Genomic DNA, 21,144 nt, shown 5'->3' on the forward strand with positions numbered 1-21,144 from the left:
AGCCTTTGTTGGTTGGAAGCAGCCGGGCAGAGCCCGGCTCTACGGGGTGGAAAGGGGCGTCGCCGCAGGGGTGGCCGCCGCGCTGGCGCGGAAACCGGCTTCGGCGAAATGGATGAGTTCGTGGGCCGCATGGGCACGATGCGCCGCTTCGGTGACACCGGCGGGTCGCTTGATCAGGCCGAAATCGGCCATCGCGTAGGTGAGCGCGCCGGCCAGGAAGTCCAGCCGCCAATACAGCTCTTCCTTGCTCAGGCCGGGCACGCTGGCGGCGATTGCCTTGCCGAACTCGCGCAGGACGTGGCCGTAGTGATCGGAGAGGAACGTGCGCAGGTTGTCGTTCTTTTCCGCATACGCGCGCGCGATGACCCGCACGAAGGCGCCCCCGGTCTGGCGATCCTGGGCCATGGCCAGCGCCGGCTCGACGAAGGCGGCCAGCACCGGGCGCAGCTGCCCCGGATGTTCGCACCGCGCGGTCTCCAGCTGCGACAGGCGGGCAGCGGTCATTTCGTCCATGCGCCGGCGGAAGACCTCGTTGACCAGGTTCTCCTTGGAGCCGAAGTGGTAGTTCACCGCGGCGATGTTCACGTCGGCCTGGCTGGTCACCTGGCGCAGCGAGGTACCGGCGAACCCGTGCAGGGCGAACAGCTCCTCGGCAGCGCCGAGAATGCGGTCCTTGGTGGAAAAGTGAGCAGGTTTGGCCATGGGCGGGGCAGGGTTCAATCAAACGATTGTTTGATATTAGACCTGGCTGAGGCGGGAGGCATGCTGCGCCGCAGCAGAAGTGGGGAGCGGTTCACGTGGTGCCACGCCCTGCGTGGCAGTCGACCTTGTCTGAACGCGGCGCCTGGTTTCGTCCGGGTTCGGCCTGCCGCGCCGCCGCCCTTCGTCCGGATTTGGCCTGCCACGCAGCCTCCTTCGTCCGGATTGGGCCTGCCACGCAGCCTCCTTCGTCCAGATTCGGCCTGCCACGCAGGGCGTGGCACTACCGTAGATTTGGGGGAGGCTGTAGAATCACCGCCACGTATATAGGCTAAGCCCGCGTTTCGACGCGGGTTTTTTTCATGTTACTCTCGGGCTGATCAGTGGCCCGCCCAACGGAGAATTCCCATGGCGCTGGAGCGCACCCTTTCCATCATCAAGCCGGACGCCGTCGCCAAGAACGTCATCGGTGAAATCTACGCCCGCTTCGAGAAGGCTGGCCTGAAGGTCGTGGCTGCCAAGTACAAGCAGCTGTCGCGCCGCGAAGCCGAAGGCTTCTACGCCGTGCACAAGGAACGTCCGTTCTTCAACGCGCTGGTCGAGTTCATGATCTCCGGCCCGGTGATGATCCAGGCGCTGGAAGGCGCCAACGCCGTGCTGGCCCACCGCGACCTGCTGGGCGCCACCAATCCGAAGGACGCTGCGCCGGGCACCATCCGCGCCGACTTCGCCGATTCCATCGATGCCAATGCCGCCCACGGCTCGGACTCGGTCGAGAATGCCGCGATTGAAATCGCGTACTTCTTCGCCGCGACCGACGTGGTCTCGCGCTGAGAGTAATGCCGTGAACGAGGTCGTACAGCCCACCGCCATCCCCGTCGTGCTCGATCAGGGCGCGCCGGTGGCCAAGCAGAACCTGCTCGACCTCGATCGCGAGGGATTGGAGCGCTTCTTCGCCGGGACACTCGGCGAAGCGCGCTACCGTGCCCACCAGGTGATGAAGTGGATCCACCACCACTACGTCACCGATTTCGATGAAATGACCGACCTGGGCAAGGCGTTGCGCGCCAAGCTCAAGCAGCATGCCGAGGTCCGTGTTCCCAACATCGTGTTCGACAAGCCCTCCGCCGACGGTACCCACAAATGGCTGCTGGCCATGGGCACCGACGGCAAGAACGCGATCGAAGCGGTGTACATCCCGGACAAGAACCGCGGCACGCTGTGCGTGTCGTCGCAGGTGGGCTGCGCGCTGAACTGCACGTTCTGCTCCACGGCCACCCAGGGCTTCAACCGCAACCTCTCCACCGCCGAGATCATCGGCCAGGTGTGGGTCGCGGCGCGCCACCTGGGCAACATCCCGCACAAGCAGCGTCGTCTCACCAACGTGGTGATGATGGGCATGGGCGAGCCGTTGATGAATTTCGACAACGTCGTGCGCGCGATGAGCGTGATGCGCGATGACCTGGGCTACGGCCTGGCCAACAAGCGCGTGACCCTGTCAACCTCCGGCCTGGTGCCGCAGATCGACCGCCTGTCCGCGGAAAGCGATGTGTCGCTGGCGGTGTCGCTGCATGCACCCAACGATGCGCTGCGCGAGACCCTGGTGCCGCTCAACAGGAAGTACCCGATCGTCGAACTGATGGCGTCGTGCGCGCGCTACCTGCGTGCCAACAAGCGCCGTGAATCGGTGACGTTCGAGTACACCCTGATGAAGGGCATCAATGACCAGCCCGAGCACGCCCGCCAGCTGGCGCGGCTGATGCGCCAGTTCGACAATGCGGTGCAGGCATCGCATTCGGGCAAGGTCAACCTGATTCCGTTCAATCCGTTCCCGGGTACCCGTTACGAGCGGTCCGGTGACACGGAGATCCGCGCCTTCCAGAAGATCCTGCTCGATTCGCAGGTGCTGACCATGGTGCGGCGCACCCGTGGCGACGATATCGATGCCGCCTGTGGCCAGCTCAAGGGCCAGGTGATGGATCGTACCCGCCGCCAGGCCGAGTTCAACAAGACACTCCAGGAGGGGAAAAACCGGGATGCCGCTGCCTGACCGCCGATTGCCAGCCGTTCTTTTCGTCGCGCTGGCAGTAGCCGGGTGTGGCAACAAAGGCGTCAAGCCCCCAACCGCGCCTCTCGGCATCGCGCCCGAGTATGTGGCGCGCGACAACGCCGACACCCGTCGCCGGGTCAGCTACCAGGACCTGATGACGTTGTCGGCCGAGGCGTTCCGGGCCGGGGCCCTGGATGTTTCCGAGAAGCGGGCCAAGGGCGCACTCAAGCTCGATGCGGGCCGGCCCGATGCCTATGTGATGCTGGCCGCGCTGGCCAACCGGCGTGGCGACGACGCCCAGGCGGGGCCGCTGTTCCAGAAGGCGGCCGAACTGGCGCCGGGCAGTGGCGAAGTACTCAATAATTATGGTGCGTGGTTATGTGGTCATGGCCGCGCCGGCGAGGCGCTGCCGCTCTTTGACCGGGCCATTGCAACGCCTGGCTACCGCACGCCGGCGGCTGCCCTGGCCAACGCCGGCGGCTGTGCGCTTGATGCGGGCCAGCCCGAGCGTGCCGAGCGTGACCTGCGCAGGGCCCTGGCGCTGGACCCGGTCAATCCCTATGCGCTGGAGTCCATGGCACGCAACGAGTATGCCCAAGGCCGCCATTTCGAGGCGCGGGCCTTCGTGCAACGGCGTCTTGCGGCTGCACCGGCCACACGTTCCGTGTTACAACTTGCCTCTCAAATCGAGGCGCAGCTTGGCGACACAGTGGCATCCGGTCGTTATCTGCAGCGAATTCGCGACGAATTTCCGCAGGATGCGGCTCCTAATTCCCGGGGTTGAAGCATTGTGATTGATGACCAGACTGTGAACGCTTTTGAGACTGCGGCCGGCTGTGGAACCCGTCTCCGGCAGGCGCGGGAAGCGGCAGGATTGACGCTCGATGCGGTCGGGCAGCAGCTGCGCATGCCGGTCCAGGTGGTGAAGTCACTGGAAGCCGAGCAGTGGGATCGCCTCGGCGCGCCGGTGTTCGTCCGCGGTCAGCTGAAAAGCTATGCGCGCCTGCTCAAGGTCGATCTGGGCGATGTGCTTGACCAGGCCCGCATCGGCCCTGTCGTGCCACCGCAGCTGGTCAGTCACACCCATACCCCGCGGGCCCGGCGTATCGCCGAAAGCCTGGGGCGACGTGCCCTGTATGTAGGCATCACCGCGGTGCTGGCCGTGCCGGTGTGGTTCGCCACCCGCGGCCATTTCGACAGTGCGTCGACCACCCCCAGCACCGCGTCGCTGGATGTCATTCCCGCCGCCGTACCGGTGGCAGGAACCGCGGCACCTGCCGCCCAGGCTGCGTCGGAGGCGGCCCCCGGCGTGGCCCCGTCGGCGCCGTCTGCGCCTTACCTGGCGTCACTCACCCCGGTTCCCCGGCCCAGTGCCGCCGCCGCCGCTCCGGCGGGCGCGCTCAGCCTGCAGTTCAGGGGCGACAGCTGGGTGGACATTGCCGCACCCGATGGCAGCACGGTCGAAAAAGCCCTGATCAAGTCGGGCGAAACCCGCACCTTCAGCCCGGGCCAGGTAGCCCGCATGGTGCTGGGGAATGCGTCGGCGGTCGAGGTTCAGCAGGCCGGCACTATCGTCGACCTTTCGCCTTACCAGCGAGCCAACGTGGCACGCTTTACGGTATCCTCTGACGGCTCCGTGGCTCCGGTTTCACACTGAGCCGCGTTTACCGAATCATTTCGACAATCCAATTCAAACAGTCCCTCCTGACGGGCAGGGGCGAGAGTACGCATGGCGATCGACGACCTGCTCGACGAGCACGAACAAAGTGAACGCGTCCGCAGCTGGCTGCGGACGAATGGTGTCAGCATCATCGCCGGCGTGGCGATTGCCATCGGCGGCATCGCCGGTTGGCAGTGGTGGCAGAAAGAGCAGGGCAGCCACCTGGCCGGTGCCAACGGCGAGTACCAGCTGGTGCTCAAGCAGCTGCAGGACAAGAAGCTGGACGAAGCGGCCAAGGGCGTGAAGGGCCTGGAAGGCGGCAAGGTCCAGATCTACGGCGACCTGGCGGCCCTTCAGCTGGCCAAGGCCCAGGTGGATGCTGGCAAGAACGAGGAGGCCCTGGCCACCCTTCGTGCCATCAAGGCCGACCCGGAATACAAGACTGCGATCGACCAGCGCATCGCGCGCCTGTTGATCGCCACCGGCAAGCACGATGAAGCCATCGCGCTGCTGGGCAGTGCCACCGATAGTGCGAGCGTGGAAATCCACGGCGATGCCTTGATGGCACTGGGCAAGCGTGACGAAGCCCGCGGGCAGTATGAGAAGGCGCTCAAGACGCTGGACGTGGCAGCGCCCCAGCGGCGCGTGCTGGAAACCAAAGTGATGGATGCCGGTGGCACCGTCACCGAGCCTGCGGAGTCGGTGTAATGAAGCAGATGGTCATGATCAAGCGCGTTGCCACCCTGGTTCTGATGGGCGTGGCGTTGTCCGGTTGCACCACCGTCAAGGGCTGGTTCGCCGGCAAGGACGCGGAGGCCAAGAAGGCGCTGGAACCGGCCGAACTGGTCAAGTTCGAGCCGACCGTGAAGGTCGACCGGATCTGGAGCAGCAACCTGGGCAAGGGCGAGAAGCGCATCGGCGTGCGCCAGGGCCCGGTCGTGGCTGACGGCCGCGTGTACGCGGCGGCGATCACCGGTGGCGTGCAGGCGCTGGACCTGCAGACTGGCAAGACGGTCTGGACCTACGAGCCGGCCAAGGTGAAGAAGCAGCCCAAGCTGCGCCTGTCCGGTGGCCCAGGCGTGGGCGAAGGCCTGGTCGTGATCGGAACCCTGGATGGCCAGGTGATCGCGCTGGACGCCAACGACGGCAGCGAGAAGTGGCGCGCCAAGGTGACGGGCGAAGTCATCGCAGCGCCGGCCGTGGCCCAGGGCGTCGTGTTCGTGCGCAGCAACGACGGCCGGGTGACCGCCTTCGATGCCGGCAACGGCACCCAGAAGTGGTTCAACCCGCGTGAACTGCCGATGCTGACCGTGCGCGGCAACGCGCCGGTGGTGACCGGCCCGGGCGTGCTGTTCATCGGCAACGATGACGGCAGCGTCTCCGCGCTGGCGATGCAGGATGGCCGCACCGTGTGGGACCAGATGGTTGCCAACGGCGAAGGCCGCACCGAGCTGGAGCGCATGTCCGACGTGGACGGTGCCCCGGTGCTGGAAGGCAACACCCTGTTCGTGAGCAGCTTCAAGAACCAGACCATGGCGATCGAAGGCCCGACCGGCCGTCCGCTGTGGGCCCGTGACCATGGTGGCGCCGGTGGCGTGGCCCTGACCTCGGGCAATGTGATCGTCACCGACAACAAGGGCGGCGTGTTCGGCCTGGACAAGGCCAGCGGCAGTGCCATGTGGTCGCAGACCGGCCTGGCCCGGCGCTCGCTGACCGGGCCGGTGATCCACGGCGACTACGTTGTGGTCGGTGACTACAAGGGTTATCTGCACTGGTTGCGGACGGATAATGGTGAACTGGCCGCGCGCGCCAAGAGTGGCGGCGATGCCCTGCTGGCGCAGCCGGTGGTCGCCGATGGGATTCTGCTGGTGCAGAACGTTGATGGAAAGCTGACCGCATTCCGGTTGGCACAATAAGGAGTTACCGCGATGCTGCCCTTGGTCGCCCTGGTTGGACGGCCGAATGTCGGCAAGTCCACCATTTTCAATGCGCTGACCCGTACCCGTGACGCGCTGGTCCACGACCAGCCTGGCGTCACCCGGGACCGCAACTATGGTGTTTGCCGTCTTGACGAGGACAACCATTTCCTCGTCGTCGACACGGGCGGTATCTCGGAGGATGACGAAGGCCTGGCCGGCGCGACCGCCGACCAGGCGCGTGCTGCCGCTGGCGAAGCCGATCTGATCCTGTTCGTGGTGGATGCCCGTGACGGCACCTCCGCGCTGGATGACGAGATCCTGGCGTGGCTGCGCAAGCTGTCGCGGCCGACCCTGCTGTTGATCAACAAGATCGACGGCACCAACGAAGACACCGTGCGCGCCGAGTTCGCCCGCTACGGGTTCAGCGAAATGCTGACGGTGTCGGCTGCCCACCGCCAGGGCCTGGACGACCTGCTTGAAGAAGTGATCCAGCGGCTGCCCGAAGAGGGCAGCGGCGAAGAGATGGACAACGATCCGAACCGGATGCGCATTGCCTTCGTCGGCCGCCCCAACGTGGGCAAGTCGACCCTGGTCAACCGCATTCTCGGCGAAGAGCGGATGATCGCCTCGGAAGTACCCGGGACCACCCGCGACTCGATCGCCGTGGACCTGGAGCGCGACGGCCGTGAGTACCGCCTGATCGACACCGCCGGCCTGCGCCGCAGGGGGCGGGTCGAAGAGGTGGTCGAGAAGTTCAGCGTCATCAAGACCCTGCAGGCCATCGAGCAGTGCCAGGTGGCGGTGCTGATGCTCGACGCCAGCGAAGGCGTGACCGACCAGGACGCCACCGTGCTGGGCGCCGTGCTCGATGCCGGGCGTGCGCTGGTGGTGGCGATCAACAAGTGGGACGGCCTGACCGACTACCAGCGCGAGCAGGCCGAAGCACTGGTGTCGCGCAAGCTGGGCTTCGTGCCGTGGGCGGAAACCGTGCGCATCTCGGCCAAGCATGGTTCGGGCCTGCGTGAGCTGTTCCGTGCGATCCACCAGGCACATGCCTCGGCCACGCACGAGTTCAGCACCAGCGAAGTCAACAAGGCGCTGGAAATCGCCTACGAGACCAACCCGCCGCCGGCGATCCGTGGTCACGTGTCCAAGCTGCGTTACGTGCACCCGGGTGGTTCCAATCCGCCCACCTTCATCGTGCACGGCACCCGCCTGAAAGAGTTGCCGGAGTCGTACAAGCGCTACCTGGAAAACTTCTTCCGTAAGCGCTTCAAGCTGATCGGCACGCCGGTGCAGTTCATCTTCCGCGAGGGTGCCAACCCGTACGAAGGCAAGAAGAACGTGCTCAGCGAACGCCAGATTGCAAAGAAAAAGCGCCTGATCAAGCACGTAAAGGGTCGCTGACGCCCGCGCCCTCATATCACCGGTGATAATGGGCCGATGGACATTCGCGAGATATCCCCGGAACACGCCCGCGCCCTGCATGGGCGCGGCGCCCTGCTGATCGACGTGCGCGAACCGCACGAGCGCGCCACCGGCATCGCCGAGGGCGCACTGGGCATCGCGAAAGGGGAGCTCCAGGCACATCCGTCTGCCCACCTCCCGGCGCACGACCGCGAACTCATCCTGATCTGCCAGAGCGGCAAACGTTCCATGGAAGCCGCGCAGGCGCTGCTCCATCTCGGCTACACCAACATCGCCTCCGTCCACGGCGGCACCACCGCCTGGCGCGCTGCCGGGCTGCCGTTCGTGCAGCCGCTGCAGAGCGACGACGAGCGTGATTTCAACGAGCGTTATTCACGCCACCTGCTGCTGCCCCAGGTGGGCGTTGCCGGCCAGCATGCGCTGCTTGGCGCCCGCGTGCTCCTGCTCGGCGCCGGTGGCCTCGGCTCGCCGGCGGCCTTCTACCTTGCAGCTGCCGGGGTAGGGCACCTGCGCATCGCCGATGACGACGTGGTGGATCGCAGCAACCTGCAGCGGCAGATCCTGCATACCGAGGCCAGCATCGGCCAGCCCAAGGTGGGCTCGGCACGCGAACGGCTGCTGGCGCTCAATCCGCGCCTGGACATCGAAGCGGTGCAGGCGCGGGTGACCTCGGACAACATCGATGCGCTGCTCGACGACGTGAACGTGGTGCTGGACGGATCGGACAACTTCCCGCTGCGCTACCTGCTCAACGATGCGTGTATCAAGCACGGCATTCCACTGGTGTATGGCGCGGTGGAGCGCTTCACCGGGCAGGTATCGGTGTTCGATGCCGGCCGTCATCGTGGGCAGGCGCCCTGCTACCGCTGCCTGTTTCCCGAACCGCCGCCGCCGGAGTTCGCCCCCAGCTGCGCCGAGGCCGGTGTGCTCGGCGTGCTGCCGGGCATGGTCGGCCTGCTGCAGGCTACGGAAGTGCTCAAGCTGCTGCTCGGGATCGGTGAGCCGCTGGTTGGGCGGCTGCTGACCTTCGACGCGCTGGCCATGCGGTTCCGCGAGATCCGGCTGGCGCCGGACCCCGGCTGCCCGCTATGTGCGCCGGGGCGCGCGTTTCCGGGTTACATCGATTACGCGGCGTTCTGCCGCGGCGGTTGACGTGCAAGGCAGCCGGGCAGAGCCCGGCTCTACCGGTGATGGGACACCGCGCCTGTTTTTTCGCCAGTCGTTCCATGCGTGGCACGATCATGCGCACCTGCGTGCTATGTCCCTGCGTCAACATGTCCTATCGTGATGGCTGATCGGAGTTGCAAGGAACGAACCGCATGGCGGTGGAAGCAGGTGCCAGTGAGCTGGTGAAAGTGGTCGCCCTGCTGGGTGCGGCAGTGGTGATGGTGCCCTTGTTCCGCCGGCTGGGGTTGGGCTCGGTGCTGGGTTACTTCGCCGCCGGCCTGGCGATTGGTCCGTTCGGGTTCGGCTGGTTCTCTGATCCGCAGGCGATCCTGCACACCGCCGAGCTCGGCGTGGTGATGTTCCTGTTCGTGATCGGACTGGAAATGCGGCCTTCGCACCTGTGGAGCCTGCGCAAGGAAATTTTCGGGCTGGGCACGCTGCAGATCGCGGTCTGCGGTGCGGTGCTCACCGGTGTGTGCATGTTGTTCGGTTTCCCGTTGCCCGTGGCCTTCATCGGTGCGGCCGGTTTCGTGCTGACCTCCACGGCGGTGGTGATGCAGCTGCTCGCCGAGCGCGGTGACATCGCGCTGCCGTCGGGGCAGAAGATCGTGTCGATCCTGTTGTTCGAGGACCTGCTGATCGTGCCGCTGCTGGCGGTCGTGGCCTTCATGGCACCGGTGCAGGCCGACGCCGGGACCGGTTCGCGCTGGATCAGCGTGGCCATCGCTGCCGGGGCGATCATCGGGCTGGTGCTGGTGGGCCGTTTCCTGCTCAACCCGCTGTTCCGCATCCTGGCCGCCGCCAAGGCGCGCGAGGTAATGACCGCCGCCGCATTGCTGGTCGTGCTGGGCGCGGCGCTGTTGATGCAGCTGGGTGGGTTGTCGATGGCGATGGGTGCGTTCCTGGCCGGCGTGCTGCTCAGCGAATCCACCTTCCGCCACCAGATTGAAGCCGACATCGAACCGTTCCGCGGCATCCTGCTGGGGCTGTTCTTCCTCAGCGTGGGCATGGCGCTGGACCTGACGGTGGTCGCCAACAACTGGCCGCTGATCGTGTCCGGCGTGCTGGCACTCATGCTGGCCAAGGCGGTGTGCATTTACGCGGTGGCGCGTATCCTGGGCAGCGATCACCACCAGGCGCTGGATCGTGGCGTGGTCATGGCGCAGGGTGGCGAATTCGCCTTCGTGCTGTTCTCGGCTGCCGCCACCACCGGGGTGATCGGTATCGAGGTCAACGCCAACCTGACTGCCATCGTGGTGCTGTCGATGGCGCTGACCCCGCTGTTCGTGCTGCTGCACGACAAGCTGATGCCAGCGCGCGAGGTCTCGCTGGAAGGCGTGGACACCGCCGAGGGCATGTCCGGCAGCGTGCTGATGATCGGCTTCGGCCGCTTCGGCCAGGTTGCCAGCCAGTCGCTGCTGGCCCGCGACGTGGACGTGACCATCATCGACAACGACGTGGACATGATCCACAACGCGGAGCGCTTCGGCTTCAAGATCTATTACGGCGACGGCACCCGGCTGGACGTGCTGCACGCGTCTGGTGCCGCGACGGCGCGCGCGATCGCGGTGTGCGTGAACAACGCGCAGGATGCCGACCGCATCGTCGAACTGATCGCGCATGAGTTCCCGCAGGCCAAGCTGCTGGTGCGTTCGTTCGATCGCGAACATTCCCTGCGGCTGATCCACGCCGGTGTGGATTTCCAGATCCGCGAAACCTTCGAGTCGGCGCTGCTGTTCGGCCAGGCGGCGTTGGTTGAACTCGGTGCAGAGGAGGATGACGCGCGCGACATCGCCGAACAGATCCGCCAGCGCGACGCCGAACGGTTCGAGCTGGAAATGGCCGGTGGTGATCTGCGCGCGGGGGCGCACATGGTGTTTGGTACCGCGCTGCCGGGCGTGCCCACGCCGACGCCGTTCACCGCACCCAAGCGCAAGGCCAGAACCCTTAACGCCGACCAGGTTCCCGAGGAAGAATGACGGTAGCGCCGGCCGTTGGCCGGCCCTCATTACCGCCTGGGCCGGCCAACGGCCGGCGCTACCGGTGTAACGCACCGCGTTAATCGGGGACAATACGTTCCCCGCCGCCCCACGCCGCACATTCGATGACCGACTCCGCCGCCCCCCATTCCGCCCGCCTCCTGGACGGACGCCGCATCGCCGAAGACCTGCTGGACAGCCTGAAGGTGCGCGTAGACGCCCGCCTGGCCGCCGGCGGCAGCCGGCCGGGCCTGGCCGTGGTGCTGGTGGGTGGCGATCCGGCCTCGACCGTGTATGTGCGCAACAAGCGCCGCGCTGCCGAGAAGGTCGGAATCGAGGCGTTCGATTACGACCTGCCGGCCGGCACCAGCGAAGCCCAACTGCTGACCCTGATCGACCAGCTCAATGCCGATCCGAAGATCCACGGCATCCTGGTGCAGCTGCCGTTGCCGGGCATTCCCGATGCCAGCCGTCTGATCCACCGGATCGACCCGCGCAAGGACGTGGACGGCTTCCATCCGGAAAACGTGGGCCACCTGGCCCTGCGTGAATTCGGCCTGCGCCCGTGCACGCCGCGCGGCATCACCACGCTGCTGGGCCACACCGACCAGCCGGTGCGTGGCCGCAACGCCACCATCGTGGGGGTGAGCAACCACGTTGGCCGGCCGATGGGCCTGGAGCTGCTGATCGCCGGCTGCACCGTGACCAGCTGCCACAAGTTCACCCCCAAGGAGGTGCTGGAGCAGTCGGTGCGCAATGCCGACATCCTGGTGGTGGCGGTGGGCCGCCCGGGCATCGTGCCGGGCGAGTGGGTCAAGCCGGGTGCGGTGGTGATCGACGTGGGCATCAACCGCCTGGACGACGGGCGCCTGGTCGGCGACGTGGGCTTCGAGGCGGCGGCCGAACGGGCCAGCTGGATCACCCCGGTGCCGGGTGGGGTAGGGCCGATGACCGTGGCCACGCTGATGCAGAACACCATCGAGGCTGCAGAAGGGGCCTGACGCCGGAACGCCGTGACGACCAACGGTCGTCACCTACTGATCGGTAGCGCCGGCCGTTGGCCGGCCCTCATGGCGTCGGCAGCACCCCTTGGGCCGGCCAACGGCCGGCGCTACCGGCGCATGGCACCATGAACGGCTACGTCGAACGCGACACAGCGTCGCATCCTCCCCCTGCCCATCGGGGGGAAATCAGGGTAAAATGTCGCGCTTCCCCACATCTCGGGTATGCCGATGCTGCGCATCCAGGCTGAAGCACTGACTTACGACGACGTCTCGCTCGTCCCCGCCCATTCCATCATCCTGCCCAAGGATGTCACCCTGGAAACGCGCCTGACGCGCGACCTGCGGCTGAAGCTTCCGATCCTCTCGGCTGCCATGGATACCGTCACCGAAGCACGCCTGGCCATCGCCATGGCACAGCTGGGTGGCATGGGCATCATCCACAAGAACCTGAGCGTGGACCAACAGGCCGCCGAAGTGGCCAAGGTCAAGAAATTCGAGGCCGGTGTCATCCGCGACCCGATCACGGTCGGTCCGGAAACCACCATCCGCGACGTGCTGGCGCTGACCCAGGCGCGCAACATCTCCGGCGTGCCGGTGGTCGATGGCGGCCAGCTGGTCGGCATCGTGACCCACCGCGACATGCGCTTTGAAACCGAGCTGGACGATCCGGTCCGCCACATCATGACCAAGAAGGATCGCCTGATCACGGTCAAGGAAGGCGCCGCGTCCGCGGAGGTGCTGCAACTGCTGCATCGCAACCGCATCGAAAAGATCCTGGTGGTCAACGATGATTTCGCCCTGCGTGGCCTGATCACCGTCAAGGACATCCAGAAGAACACCGATTACCCCAACGCCGCCAAGGATATCGCCACGCGCCTGCTGGTGGGTGCCGCGGTGGGGGTCGGCGGCGATACCGATCGCCGCGTCGAAGCGCTGGTCGCTGCCGGCGTGGACGTGCTGGTGGTGGACACCGCGCACGGCCATTCGCAGGGCGTGCTGGACCGCGTCAGCTGGGTCAAGAAGCACTTCCCGCAGGTGCAGGTCGTGGGTGGCAACATCTGCACCGGCGAAGCTGCGCTGGCGCTGCTGGACAGCGGCGCGGACGCGGTCAAGGTCGGCATCGGCCCGGGCTCGATCTGCACCACCCGCGTGGTCGCCGGTGTCGGCGTGCCGCAGATCACGGCGATCGACCTGGTGGCCGAAGCGCTGCAGGATCGCATCCCGCTGATCGCCGACGGTGGCATCCGCTACTCCGGTGACATCGGCAAGGCGCTGGCCGCCGGTGCCTCCACCATCATGATCGGCGGCCTGCTGGCCGGTACCGAGGAATCGCCCGGTGAAACCGAGCTGTTCCAGGGCCGTTCGTACAAGAGTTACCGCGGCATGGGGTCGCTGGCGGCGATGGAGAAGGGGTCCAAGGACCGCTACTTCCAGGACGCCTCCAGCGCCGACAAGCTGGTTCCCGAAGGCATCGAAGGCCGCGTGCCGTATCGCGGCCCGGTTGGCGGCATCATCCACCAGCTGATGGGCGGCCTGCGCGCCACCATGGGCTACGTGGGCTGCGGCACGGTCGAGGACATGCGCAGCAAGCCGAAGTTCGTCAAGATCAGCGGCGCCGGCCAGCGTGAGAGCCACGTCCACGACGTGCAGATCACCAAAGAGCCACCGAACTACCGCGCCTGATGCGCCGGTGAGCAGAGAGGAACGAGGAAGCTGATTCCCGTTCCTCTTTCTCTATCTGCCCTCCGTTCTGAATTCCGTTTCTCCGTTTTCAACCTGCATTTCCGGGCGCCATGACCAACATCCATAACGACAAGATCCTCATCCTCGATTTCGGCGCGCAGTACACCCAGCTGATCGCCCGCCGCATCCGCGAGATCGGCGTGTACTGCGAAATCTGGGCGTGGGACCACGACCCGGCCGAGATTGCTGCGTTCGGCGCCAAGGGCATCATCCTGTCCGGTGGCCCCGAATCGACCACGCTGCCGGGCGCGCCCGCCGCGCCGCAGGAAGTGTTCGACAGCGGCCTGCCGATTTTCGGCATCTGCTACGGCATGCAGACCCTGGCCGCACAGCTGGGCGGCGCCACCGAGGCGGCCGACCAGCGCGAATTCGGCCACGCTGAAGTCAACGTGGTCCACCCCGACGCGCTGTTCAAGGGCCTGAGCGACCATGGCGGCGAGCCGAAGTTGAACGTGTGGATGAGCCACGGTGACCACGTGTCCGTGGCACCCCCGGGCTTCACCATCACCGCCACCACCGACCGTATTCCCGTGGCCGCCATGGCCAACGAGGAAAAGCGCTGGTATGGCGTGCAGTTCCACCCGGAAGTGACCCACACCCTGCAGGGCCAGGCGCTGCTGCGCCGCTTCGTGGTCGACGTGTGTGGCTGCCAGACCCTGTGGACCGCAGCCAATATCATCGACGACCAGATCGCCCGCGTGCGCGAACTGGTCGGCGATGACGAAGTGATCCTGGGCCTGTCCGGCGGCGTGGATTCGTCGGTGGTTGCCGCACTGCTGCACAAGGCGATCGGCGACAAGCTGACCTGCGTGTTCGTCGACACCGGCCTGCTGCGCTGGCAGGAAGGCGACCAGGTGATGGCGATGTTCGCCGAGCACATGGGCGTCAAGGTGATCCGCGTGAATGCTGCGGACCGCTACTTCGGCAAGCTCGAAGGCGTGGCCGACCCGGAAGCCAAGCGCAAGATCATCGGCAACCTGTTCGTGGACATCTTCGACGAAGAGTCCAACAAGCTGAGCAACGCCAAGTGGCTGGCGCAGGGCACCATCTACCCCGACGTGATCGAGTCGGCCGGCAGCAAGACGGGCAAGGCCCACGTGATCAAGAGCCACCACAACGTCGGCGGGCTGCCCGAGCACATGAAGCTGGGCCTGGTCGAACCGCTGCGCGAGCTGTTCAAGGACGAAGTGCGCCGCCTCGGCGTCGAACTCGGCCTGCCGCGCAGCATGGTCTACCGCCACCCGTTCCCGGGTCCGGGCCTGGGCGTGCGCATCCTTGGCGAAGTGAAGCGCGAATATGCCGAGCTGCTGGCCAAGGCCGACGCGATCTTCATCGACGAACTGCGCAAGGCCGATCTGTACGACAAGACCAGCCAGGCCTTCGCGGTGTTCCTGCCGGTGAAGTCGGTGGGCGTGGTCGGTGATGCCCGTGCGTATGAGTGGGTGATCGCGCTGCGCGCGGTGGAAACCATCGACTTCATGACCGCGCACTGGGCGCATTTGCCGTATGACTTCCTGGGCACGGTGAGCAACCGGATCATCAATGAGCTGCGCGGGGTTTCGCGGGTGGTGTATGACATCTCCGGGAAACCGCCGGCGACGATTGAGTGGGAGTGAAATCAGGTCCTTCGGGGACTATCGCCAGCCGCGGCTTCGGTTGAGATGCATGGGAACAATGCTCGCATTGAATGACATTGGTCAGCCCTTGTGCTCAGTCGCCATCCCCTTTTAATATACGGTGTATATTTATAAAGGGGCTCCCATGATCACAGCTCACGTTTTCATCGCCACCAGCATGGATGGCTTCATTGCCCGGGAAGACGGCGACATCGACTGGTTGTTGCAGCGCGATGATCCGAGTGAAGATCACGGCTACGCAGCCTTCATCGCCGACAAGGACACGATCGTGATGGGCCGGGGGAGCTACGAGAAGGCGCTGACCCTCGGCCCCTGGCCCTACGACCTGCCCGTACTGGTGCTGTCCCGGCAGCTGGCCGATGCGCCCGTGCCCGAGGCGCTGAAGGGCAAGGTCTGGTTCTCCAGCCGCGCGCCCAAGGACGCGATGGAAAACCTGGCGGCGCAGAATGTGCGCAAGGTGTACGTCGATGGCGGGAAGGTGGTGCAGTCCTTCCTGCGCGATGGGCTGGTGGCCGACATGGTGATTACCACCGTGCCCGTGCTGCTCGGGGCGGGCAGGCCGCTGTTCGGCGCGCTGCCCCACGACGTGGAACTGAAGTTGGTAGCCAGCCGCAGCTTCCCCTCGGGGTTGGTGCAATCCACCTATCGACTCGCCCCATGACCCGACCGCGTGGGCGCCCGGCCCAAGGGCAGGGCGTGGCGCGAGACGACATTCTGACCACTGCACTGACCCTGCTGGATGAAAGCGGAGGGCAAGGCTTGACGATGCGCGCCCTGGCCACCCGGCTGGGCGTCACGCCGATGAGCCTTTACAACCATGTGGCCGACCAGGCCGGGTTGCTGCGGGCGCTGTCGGATCGGGTCTATGCCGAGGCCCTGAAAGGACCCGGCGAGCTGGCGGACCACCGGGCGGAAATCCGGGGGTTGCTCACCCGCTACCACCAGGCCGTCGGCCGTCATCCGCAGCTGACGCTGGCGCTCTTTGCAACGCCGGAAGCCTTGGCCGGGGTGACCCGCCAGATCACTGACCGCCTGACCACATTGCTGGCCGGGATCACGGCCGAGCCCATCCTGTGGCGCGACGTTCTGGTGGACCACGCCCATGGCAGCGGCCTCGCCCTTGCCTCGGTTCGAGGCGCAAAGATGCAAAGCCAGATCCTGCAAGAACAGTATGGACAGGCCCTGGATCGTCTGCTGGATGGCTTATCGCGCTCTTGACGCTGGAAGCCGAACAGGCTGCCAAGAACCTCCCCAGTGCGAATGAGATGATCGAACAGATCGGCAAGCGCGCCGGGCAAGGCGTGCCGGCGGCGGCCCACCAGATGCTGGCCCATTTCAAGGACGTGTCCTGGAACGCCATGAATTCGTTCGTGCACGGCGGTATCCACCCTTTGCGACGCAGCGCCGACGGCTTCCCTTGCACTTGGCCCTGCAGGTGCTGCGCAACTCGAACGGCCTGAGCAACATGACCGGCATGACCATGGCCGTCGTCACCGGTGATGAAGCCATCTCCACGCCAATGAGCAATAACCAGCCGGCGTTCGCCGATTGCCTGTCGGATCTGCTCAAAACCTGAAGATCAGAGCGTTGGCGACGTCCTGAGAGCGGTTCAGGAAACGATGTAGCGGTATTCCCGCGAGGTTCTTCCCACGTGACCAGTATTTGAATATGTTGTCAGTGTCGTAATAAGACTACGACTTGAGACACTAAAAATAAAATTAACTTGCGTTTTGGAAAGTTGTAGAAGTCGTGGCATGGCTACGACTACTGTCCACCGACAGGCGTGGCATGTCATGCAGGAACAGGTTGAGTGCGGTGAAGGGCGCCCCGCGCGGTAGTTGGGTCTGAACTCGCTTGATTAGATTGTGCTTGCTATTTCGTTGCATGCTTGAAGTTCGAGGCGAAATCCAATCGATAAAAAGCGCGTGATTAAAATACGCTTAAAAAATAGCGTGAAAAACTAACTTTGAAGCCAAATCCAATCAAACGTAGCCATCCGTTCAGCTTTGCTGGCCCGAATCCGGCCGTTCAGGTTGCTCGATAGGTCAAGGGCGCGTCCTGCCCACCGGGCCCGCCGCGGTGGGCGACCACGCTCTCAGACTGACCCCTCTGCAAGGAGGACGGAGTTCCGCCCCATGCCCCCGTCATCGTTCCGCTGGCGTCGGCAGGTAATCGTCTGGTTTGAAGGCCCTGCGCATCCGTTGGGTGGCAAAATCGACGAATGCGCGAAGTTTTGGCAGCGCCTGACTTCGGCTTGGATAGTAAAGGGAAAGACCAGGAACTTCTTCGCAATAGGGTTCGAGAACGGCCTGCAGGTCCCCACGTTCAAGATGCGACATCACGAGCGAATGCGGCAGCTGAAACAGCCCGACACCTTTCAACGCCGAGCGGATGCAGGTTTCAATGTCGTTGATCACAAGAGGTCCCTTGACCCCCACCGTGATGCGCTTGCCATCAACGACGAATTGCCAATGGTCGAGCGCCCGCACGGACTGACGGAGCAGGATGCAACGGAAATTCTGCAGGTCGGAAGGTGTCGATGGTCGGCCATGTTCCCGGAATAGTGCAGGGGCGCCAACGACAACGAAGCGTTCCGGCGGCGTCAACCATACCGCGACCATGTCGATCTGCACGAAATTTCCCAGGCGTATCCCCGCATCGAAACCTTCTTCGACGATGTCGATGGGGCGATCCTCGCCCACCAGGTCGAGTTCAACGTTCGGGTATGCGTCGAAAAAGTCCGGCAGCAGGCGATTCACCAGCAGCGGCAGAATCGGCCTGGGGGCATTGATGCGCAGCCGGCCGGTGATCTCGCCACCCAGGCCACTCGCCGCATCCAGTCCTGCCGAGAGCATATCGACAGCCGGACGTGCATGGGCGAGCAGGCGTTCACCGGCCTCGGTCAGCCTGACGCTTCGGGTCGTACGGGAGAACAGGGGCGCGCCTATCCGTTCCTCCAGGCTGCGTATCGCCTGGCTGACCGCAGATGGCGTGATTCCGAGCTGCCGTGCCGCCGCACGGAAGCCGCGGCGTTCCGCCACGGTCAAAAACATGACCAGCCCATCCAGGTGGGTCCTGGTGATTGTTAAGTTCATCTGTACGGCCCGTTCCGAATGTACCCAGTATTCGAATAATAGCGCACGGCGTACCGTGGTTCATCGAACTGATGAAGGAGAACGCACGTGTATCTGGTCATGGGAATTACGGGAAAAGTGGGGGGTGCAGCGGCAACCCATCTGCTGGCGCAGGGCAGGAGGGTGCGTGCGCTGGTTCGCGACCGCGCGAAGGCGGTCCGTTGGATGGAACAGGGCGTCGAACTGGTTGATGGTGACTGGAATGATGCCGCCTCCATCGAGCGGGCGCTCAATGGCGTCGCTGGCGCGTTTGTCATGCTGCCTCCCATCTGGGCCCCCTCGCCGGATTTCAGGGAAGCCAGGGGCGTCATCGCGAACTATATCCAGGCGCTCACCAGAGCCCCGGTGCCGCGGGTCGTCGCGCTTTCGTCGATGGGCGCGGAGAGACCCAGCGGGATGGGGTTGATCACCGCGTTGTCGCTCCTGGAGCAGGGCTTTCGCGACCTGCCATTGCCGATCGCCTATGTGCGGGCAGGTGGCTTCTTTGAAAACTTCCTTTACGGCTTGCATGTCGCCCAAGGCGGCAAGCTGCCTGTCTTCAACGACCCGACAAGCCGCAAATCGACCATGGTTGCGACCCATGACATCGGTGCCGAGATCGCAAGGCTTCTGAGCGGGCCCGTGTGGTCAGGACATCGCGCCATCGAACTCGGCTCGATGGTGAGTGCAGATGAGGTCGCTGCGCAATTGGGTGAAGTAATGAAACGCCACGTTGAAGCGGTTGCTGTCCCGCGAGCCGGATGGCAGGAGGCCTTCGAGCAGTTCGGCATTCCGAAGGGCCAGTCTGGCCCGGCCGAAACCATGTATGAGGCTGTAAATGCCGGAGGGATGGATCTCGGGCAAATGGGTACGGAGCACGTCCCGGGCGCAACCTCTGCGCGCGATGTTTTTGCGGCGGCCCGGTAAGCCGCTGCAGCATAGGCCCGCTCATCCGCCATCGATGCGGCGTTCGAGTCTGTTCCGAACGTCGCATTCCACCGGCAGCACAGCCACCATCCAAGGTAGTACACATGCCCAGTATGTCCTGGGGCCAGGCCCTTCCCCTCGCGCTTGCCGCCTTCTTCGTCGTTGGCTCACTCAGCAACATCTTCGCGCCGGGATCCATCGGCGAGGAGTACCTGAAATGGGGGTATCCGCACTGGTTCCACTTCGTGACCGGATCGCTGGAACTCACGGCTGCGGTTCTGCTTTTCCGGACGCGCAGTCGGCTGCCTGGCGCGGCGCTGGGCGGCACTGTCATGGTTGCCGCCTTCGTGACCGTCGTGTTCCACGGCGAGTATGCGCACGCGGTGCCGCCACTGGTTGTGGCGACATTGTCGTTCGTAGCCGGTTGGATAAGCTGGCGCAGACCGATGGCATCGCCCGTCATTGATCAGTTCCAGCGACGCCAGCGCCTGTAGATCATCTGCGGCAGGAGCCCGATCAGGACGATGATGTGTGGGTGGTCATGGACAGGGGGCATCGTAAAGTGCTGGTAGGTGCCGGCCGTTGGTCGATACGACGCTTATGGGGTTTGACAGGCAATCTACCTACTAGTAGGATGACTCCATGACATTCGAACTCTCCCCCAAAGCCGCCGAAATCGTCGCCCACGCCCGCACCCTGCTTGAAGTGGGCGGCTACAACGGCTTCAGCTATGCCGATATCTCGGCCCGGGTCGGCATCAGCAAGGCCAGCATCCATCACCATTTCCCGAGCAAGGCCGAACTGGTGCGGACGGTAGTGGCACTGTACCGCGCGGAAGCGCGCGAGGGCCTGGCCATGCTGGACCGGCAGCTGGGTGATCCGCTTAGCGAGCTCAATGCCTACGTCGACTACTGGTCCACCTGCATCACCGGTGGCACTGCGTCGTTCTGCATCTGCGCCATGCTGGCGGCAGAGTCGCCGATGATCCCACCGGAAATTGCGGAAGAGGTTCGTGGGCACTTCGAGGATCTCAGTGGCTGGTTGACCGCCACGTTGGAGAAGGGCGTCGTCCAAGGGCAGTTCCGGTTACAGGGCGTTCCCGCGGATGAAGCCAGGGCTTTCATGGCCTCCGTGCACGGGGCCATGTTGGCGGCTCGAGGTTTTGGTGATGCGCAGACCTTCGTAGCGCTGGCGCAGCTGTCGGTTGCCCGGGTGGTCGCACCACGTTGATTCGTTTTCCGTAAGCCCGCTTTGCGCGGGCTTTTTCATGCCCCAATCGACTACCTACTAGTAGGTTCAATCAAGGATTCGCCGCCATGCCACATCCGCTCTCGACACTCGGTGTACTGCACACCGCCATCAGCCTCATCCCCGTACTGGCCGGTCTGTACGGATTCGTGCGGCACCGGAAGATCGATCCCGCCACTACCTCCGGCAAGCTCTATCTGCTGGGCCTGGTCCTGGCGGTGGCGACCTCGTTTACCGTCTCCAGCACTGGCGGCCTCAATCCCGGCCATGCCTTCGGCATCATTGTGCTGCTGGTGGCGTTCGGTGGCGTGCTGGTGAACAAGCTGGGCTTCCTTGGCCGACTGCGGCCGTACCTGTCCGCCTTCGCGCTGTCCTTCAGTTTCCTGCTCGGGCTGGTGCCTGCCGTCAACGAATCGCTGACCCGGTTGCCGGTCTCGCATCCGCTGGCCGCTGCGCCGATGGCGCCGGTGGTGCTGCAGACCCTGCTGGGCTGCTTCGTCGTGTTCCTCATCGGTATCGCTGCGCAGAGCTGGATGATCCATGCGCGCAACAAGCGCCTGCAGCACTGAC

21 protein-coding genes are annotated in these 21,144 nt (G+C 64.9%); 19 read left to right on the plus strand and 2 right to left on the minus strand.

The genetic code is table 11. The annotated features are described in order from the left end of the window. Positions 1-39: 39 nt before the first annotated feature. Positions 40-702 carry a TetR family transcriptional regulator gene (locus J7J08_RS11525; protein ID WP_214905494.1) on the minus strand — a complete coding sequence of 221 codons (663 nt, stop codon included), beginning with the start codon at positions 700-702 and terminating at the stop codon, positions 40-42. A gap of 405 nt (positions 703-1,107) precedes the next feature. Between J7J08_RS11525 and ndk the strand changes: the two genes are divergently transcribed. From ndk to J7J08_RS13410, 15 genes are all read left to right on the plus strand, one after another. Continuing rightward, positions 1,108-1,533, plus strand: coding sequence for a nucleoside-diphosphate kinase (gene ndk / locus J7J08_RS11530; protein ID WP_214905497.1), 426 nt, complete (start codon positions 1,108-1,110; stop codon positions 1,531-1,533). 10 nt (positions 1,534-1,543) lie between these two features. Beyond that, complete coding sequence (gene rlmN / locus J7J08_RS11535) at positions 1,544-2,749, plus strand: 23S rRNA (adenine(2503)-C(2))-methyltransferase RlmN (RefSeq protein WP_214905501.1); 1,206 nt, start codon at positions 1,544-1,546, stop codon at positions 2,747-2,749. Next, positions 2,736-3,533 (plus strand): type IV pilus biogenesis/stability protein PilW, encoded by a 798-nt coding sequence (gene pilW, locus J7J08_RS11540; protein WP_214905504.1) that lies wholly within the window; start codon positions 2,736-2,738, stop codon positions 3,531-3,533. Before rlmN ends, pilW begins: the two co-directional genes overlap by 14 nt. 6 nt (positions 3,534-3,539) lie before the next feature. After that, a complete protein-coding gene (locus J7J08_RS11545; RefSeq protein ID WP_214905507.1) occupies positions 3,540-4,406 on the plus strand; it encodes a RodZ domain-containing protein in 867 nt (288 codons plus the stop codon). 72 nt (positions 4,407-4,478) lie between these two features. Next, a complete protein-coding gene (locus J7J08_RS11550; protein WP_214905511.1) occupies positions 4,479-5,117 on the plus strand; it encodes a tetratricopeptide repeat protein in 639 nt (212 codons plus the stop codon). Continuing rightward, positions 5,117-6,325, plus strand: coding sequence for an outer membrane protein assembly factor BamB (gene bamB / locus J7J08_RS11555; RefSeq protein ID WP_214905513.1), 1,209 nt, complete (start codon positions 5,117-5,119; stop codon positions 6,323-6,325). Before J7J08_RS11550 ends, bamB begins: the two co-directional genes overlap by 1 nt. Positions 6,326-6,337: 12 nt before the next feature. Next, positions 6,338-7,735: a ribosome biogenesis GTPase Der gene (der, locus tag J7J08_RS11560; protein WP_214905515.1), complete on the plus strand. Its 1,398-nt coding sequence runs from the start codon at positions 6,338-6,340 to the stop codon at positions 7,733-7,735. A 36-nt stretch (positions 7,736-7,771) separates the two neighbouring features. Next, the gene (moeB, locus tag J7J08_RS11565) at positions 7,772-8,908 is read left to right on the plus strand and encodes a molybdopterin-synthase adenylyltransferase MoeB (RefSeq protein WP_214905517.1); all 1,137 of its coding nucleotides are present in this window, start codon (positions 7,772-7,774) and stop codon (positions 8,906-8,908) included. A gap of 167 nt (positions 8,909-9,075) precedes the next feature. Then, entirely contained in the window at positions 9,076-10,902 is a 1,827-nt protein-coding gene (locus J7J08_RS11570) for a monovalent cation:proton antiporter-2 (CPA2) family protein (protein WP_214905519.1), read from the plus strand. 125 nt (positions 10,903-11,027) lie between these two features. Beyond that, the gene (gene folD, locus J7J08_RS11575) at positions 11,028-11,903 is read left to right on the plus strand and encodes a bifunctional methylenetetrahydrofolate dehydrogenase/methenyltetrahydrofolate cyclohydrolase FolD (protein ID WP_214905521.1); all 876 of its coding nucleotides are present in this window, start codon (positions 11,028-11,030) and stop codon (positions 11,901-11,903) included. Positions 11,904-12,134: 231 nt separating this feature from the next. Then, complete coding sequence (gene guaB, locus J7J08_RS11580; protein ID WP_214905524.1) at positions 12,135-13,589, plus strand: IMP dehydrogenase; 1,455 nt, start codon at positions 12,135-12,137, stop codon at positions 13,587-13,589. A gap of 110 nt (positions 13,590-13,699) precedes the next feature. Continuing rightward, the gene (guaA, locus tag J7J08_RS11585) at positions 13,700-15,265 is read left to right on the plus strand and encodes a glutamine-hydrolyzing GMP synthase (RefSeq protein WP_214905528.1); all 1,566 of its coding nucleotides are present in this window, start codon (positions 13,700-13,702) and stop codon (positions 15,263-15,265) included. A gap of 145 nt (positions 15,266-15,410) precedes the next feature. Next, positions 15,411-15,947 (plus strand): dihydrofolate reductase family protein, encoded by a 537-nt coding sequence (locus J7J08_RS11590; protein WP_214905531.1) that lies wholly within the window; start codon positions 15,411-15,413, stop codon positions 15,945-15,947. Next, positions 15,944-16,504, plus strand: a complete 561-nt coding sequence (locus J7J08_RS11595; protein ID WP_214905533.1) for a TetR/AcrR family transcriptional regulator — start codon at positions 15,944-15,946, stop codon at positions 16,502-16,504. Before J7J08_RS11590 ends, J7J08_RS11595 begins: the two co-directional genes overlap by 4 nt. 205 nt (positions 16,505-16,709) lie before the next feature. Continuing rightward, the gene (locus tag J7J08_RS13410; RefSeq protein ID WP_251006601.1) at positions 16,710-16,862 is read left to right on the plus strand and encodes a hypothetical protein; all 153 of its coding nucleotides are present in this window, start codon (positions 16,710-16,712) and stop codon (positions 16,860-16,862) included. A gap of 568 nt (positions 16,863-17,430) precedes the next feature. Here J7J08_RS13410 and J7J08_RS11605 read toward each other — a convergent pair. Then, the gene (locus J7J08_RS11605; RefSeq protein WP_214905535.1) at positions 17,431-18,339 is read right to left on the minus strand and encodes a LysR family transcriptional regulator; all 909 of its coding nucleotides are present in this window, start codon (positions 18,337-18,339) and stop codon (positions 17,431-17,433) included. A gap of 129 nt (positions 18,340-18,468) precedes the next feature. Between J7J08_RS11605 and J7J08_RS11610 the strand changes: the two genes are divergently transcribed. The 4 genes from J7J08_RS11610 to J7J08_RS11625 all read left to right on the plus strand — a co-directional run bounded on the left by J7J08_RS11610 (position 18,469) and on the right by J7J08_RS11625 (position 21,143). Beyond that, positions 18,469-19,326 carry an NmrA family NAD(P)-binding protein gene (locus J7J08_RS11610; RefSeq protein ID WP_214905537.1) on the plus strand — a complete coding sequence of 286 codons (858 nt, stop codon included), beginning with the start codon at positions 18,469-18,471 and terminating at the stop codon, positions 19,324-19,326. Positions 19,327-19,430: 104 nt separating this feature from the next. Next, positions 19,431-19,820, plus strand: a complete 390-nt coding sequence (locus J7J08_RS11615; protein WP_251006602.1) for a DoxX family protein — start codon at positions 19,431-19,433, stop codon at positions 19,818-19,820. A 148-nt stretch (positions 19,821-19,968) separates the two neighbouring features. Further along, positions 19,969-20,556, plus strand: a complete 588-nt coding sequence (locus tag J7J08_RS11620) for a TetR/AcrR family transcriptional regulator (protein WP_214905539.1) — start codon at positions 19,969-19,971, stop codon at positions 20,554-20,556. An 86-nt stretch (positions 20,557-20,642) separates the two neighbouring features. Further along, a complete protein-coding gene (locus tag J7J08_RS11625) occupies positions 20,643-21,143 on the plus strand; it encodes a hypothetical protein (RefSeq protein ID WP_214905541.1) in 501 nt (166 codons plus the stop codon). The last annotated feature ends 1 nt before the right edge of the window (position 21,144 follow it).

Origin of the sequence: Stenotrophomonas sp. ISL-67, from assembly GCF_018612915.1 — a bacterium.
In the GTDB taxonomy this organism is placed as follows: domain Bacteria; phylum Pseudomonadota; class Gammaproteobacteria; order Xanthomonadales; family Xanthomonadaceae; genus Stenotrophomonas.

Bases quoted from the DNA above. Each gene is read 5' to 3' on its own strand.
- J7J08_RS11525 (WP_214905494.1), bottom strand. From the start codon at position 702: ATGGCCAAACCTGCTCACTTTTCCACCAAGGACCGCATTCTCGGCGCT.
- ndk (WP_214905497.1), top strand. From the start codon at position 1,108: ATGGCGCTGGAGCGCACCCTTTCCATCATCAAGCCGGACGCCGTCGCC.
- pilW (WP_214905504.1), top strand. From the start codon at position 2,736: ATGCCGCTGCCTGACCGCCGATTGCCAGCCGTTCTTTTCGTCGCGCTG.
- J7J08_RS11550 (WP_214905511.1), top strand. From the start codon at position 4,479: ATGGCGATCGACGACCTGCTCGACGAGCACGAACAAAGTGAACGCGTC.
- bamB (WP_214905513.1), top strand. From the start codon at position 5,117: ATGAAGCAGATGGTCATGATCAAGCGCGTTGCCACCCTGGTTCTGATG.
- der (WP_214905515.1), top strand. From the start codon at position 6,338: ATGCTGCCCTTGGTCGCCCTGGTTGGACGGCCGAATGTCGGCAAGTCC.
- moeB (WP_214905517.1), top strand. From the start codon at position 7,772: ATGGACATTCGCGAGATATCCCCGGAACACGCCCGCGCCCTGCATGGG.
- J7J08_RS11570 (WP_214905519.1), top strand. From the start codon at position 9,076: ATGGCGGTGGAAGCAGGTGCCAGTGAGCTGGTGAAAGTGGTCGCCCTG.
- folD (WP_214905521.1), top strand. From the start codon at position 11,028: ATGACCGACTCCGCCGCCCCCCATTCCGCCCGCCTCCTGGACGGACGC.
- guaB (WP_214905524.1), top strand. From the start codon at position 12,135: ATGCTGCGCATCCAGGCTGAAGCACTGACTTACGACGACGTCTCGCTC.
- guaA (WP_214905528.1), top strand. From the start codon at position 13,700: ATGACCAACATCCATAACGACAAGATCCTCATCCTCGATTTCGGCGCG.
- J7J08_RS11590 (WP_214905531.1), top strand. From the start codon at position 15,411: ATGATCACAGCTCACGTTTTCATCGCCACCAGCATGGATGGCTTCATT.
- J7J08_RS11595 (WP_214905533.1), top strand. From the start codon at position 15,944: ATGACCCGACCGCGTGGGCGCCCGGCCCAAGGGCAGGGCGTGGCGCGA.
- J7J08_RS11605 (WP_214905535.1), bottom strand. From the start codon at position 18,339: ATGTTTTTGACCGTGGCGGAACGCCGCGGCTTCCGTGCGGCGGCACGG.
- J7J08_RS11615 (WP_251006602.1), top strand. From the start codon at position 19,431: ATGCCCAGTATGTCCTGGGGCCAGGCCCTTCCCCTCGCGCTTGCCGCC.
- J7J08_RS11620 (WP_214905539.1), top strand. From the start codon at position 19,969: ATGACATTCGAACTCTCCCCCAAAGCCGCCGAAATCGTCGCCCACGCC.
- J7J08_RS11625 (WP_214905541.1), top strand. From the start codon at position 20,643: ATGCCACATCCGCTCTCGACACTCGGTGTACTGCACACCGCCATCAGC.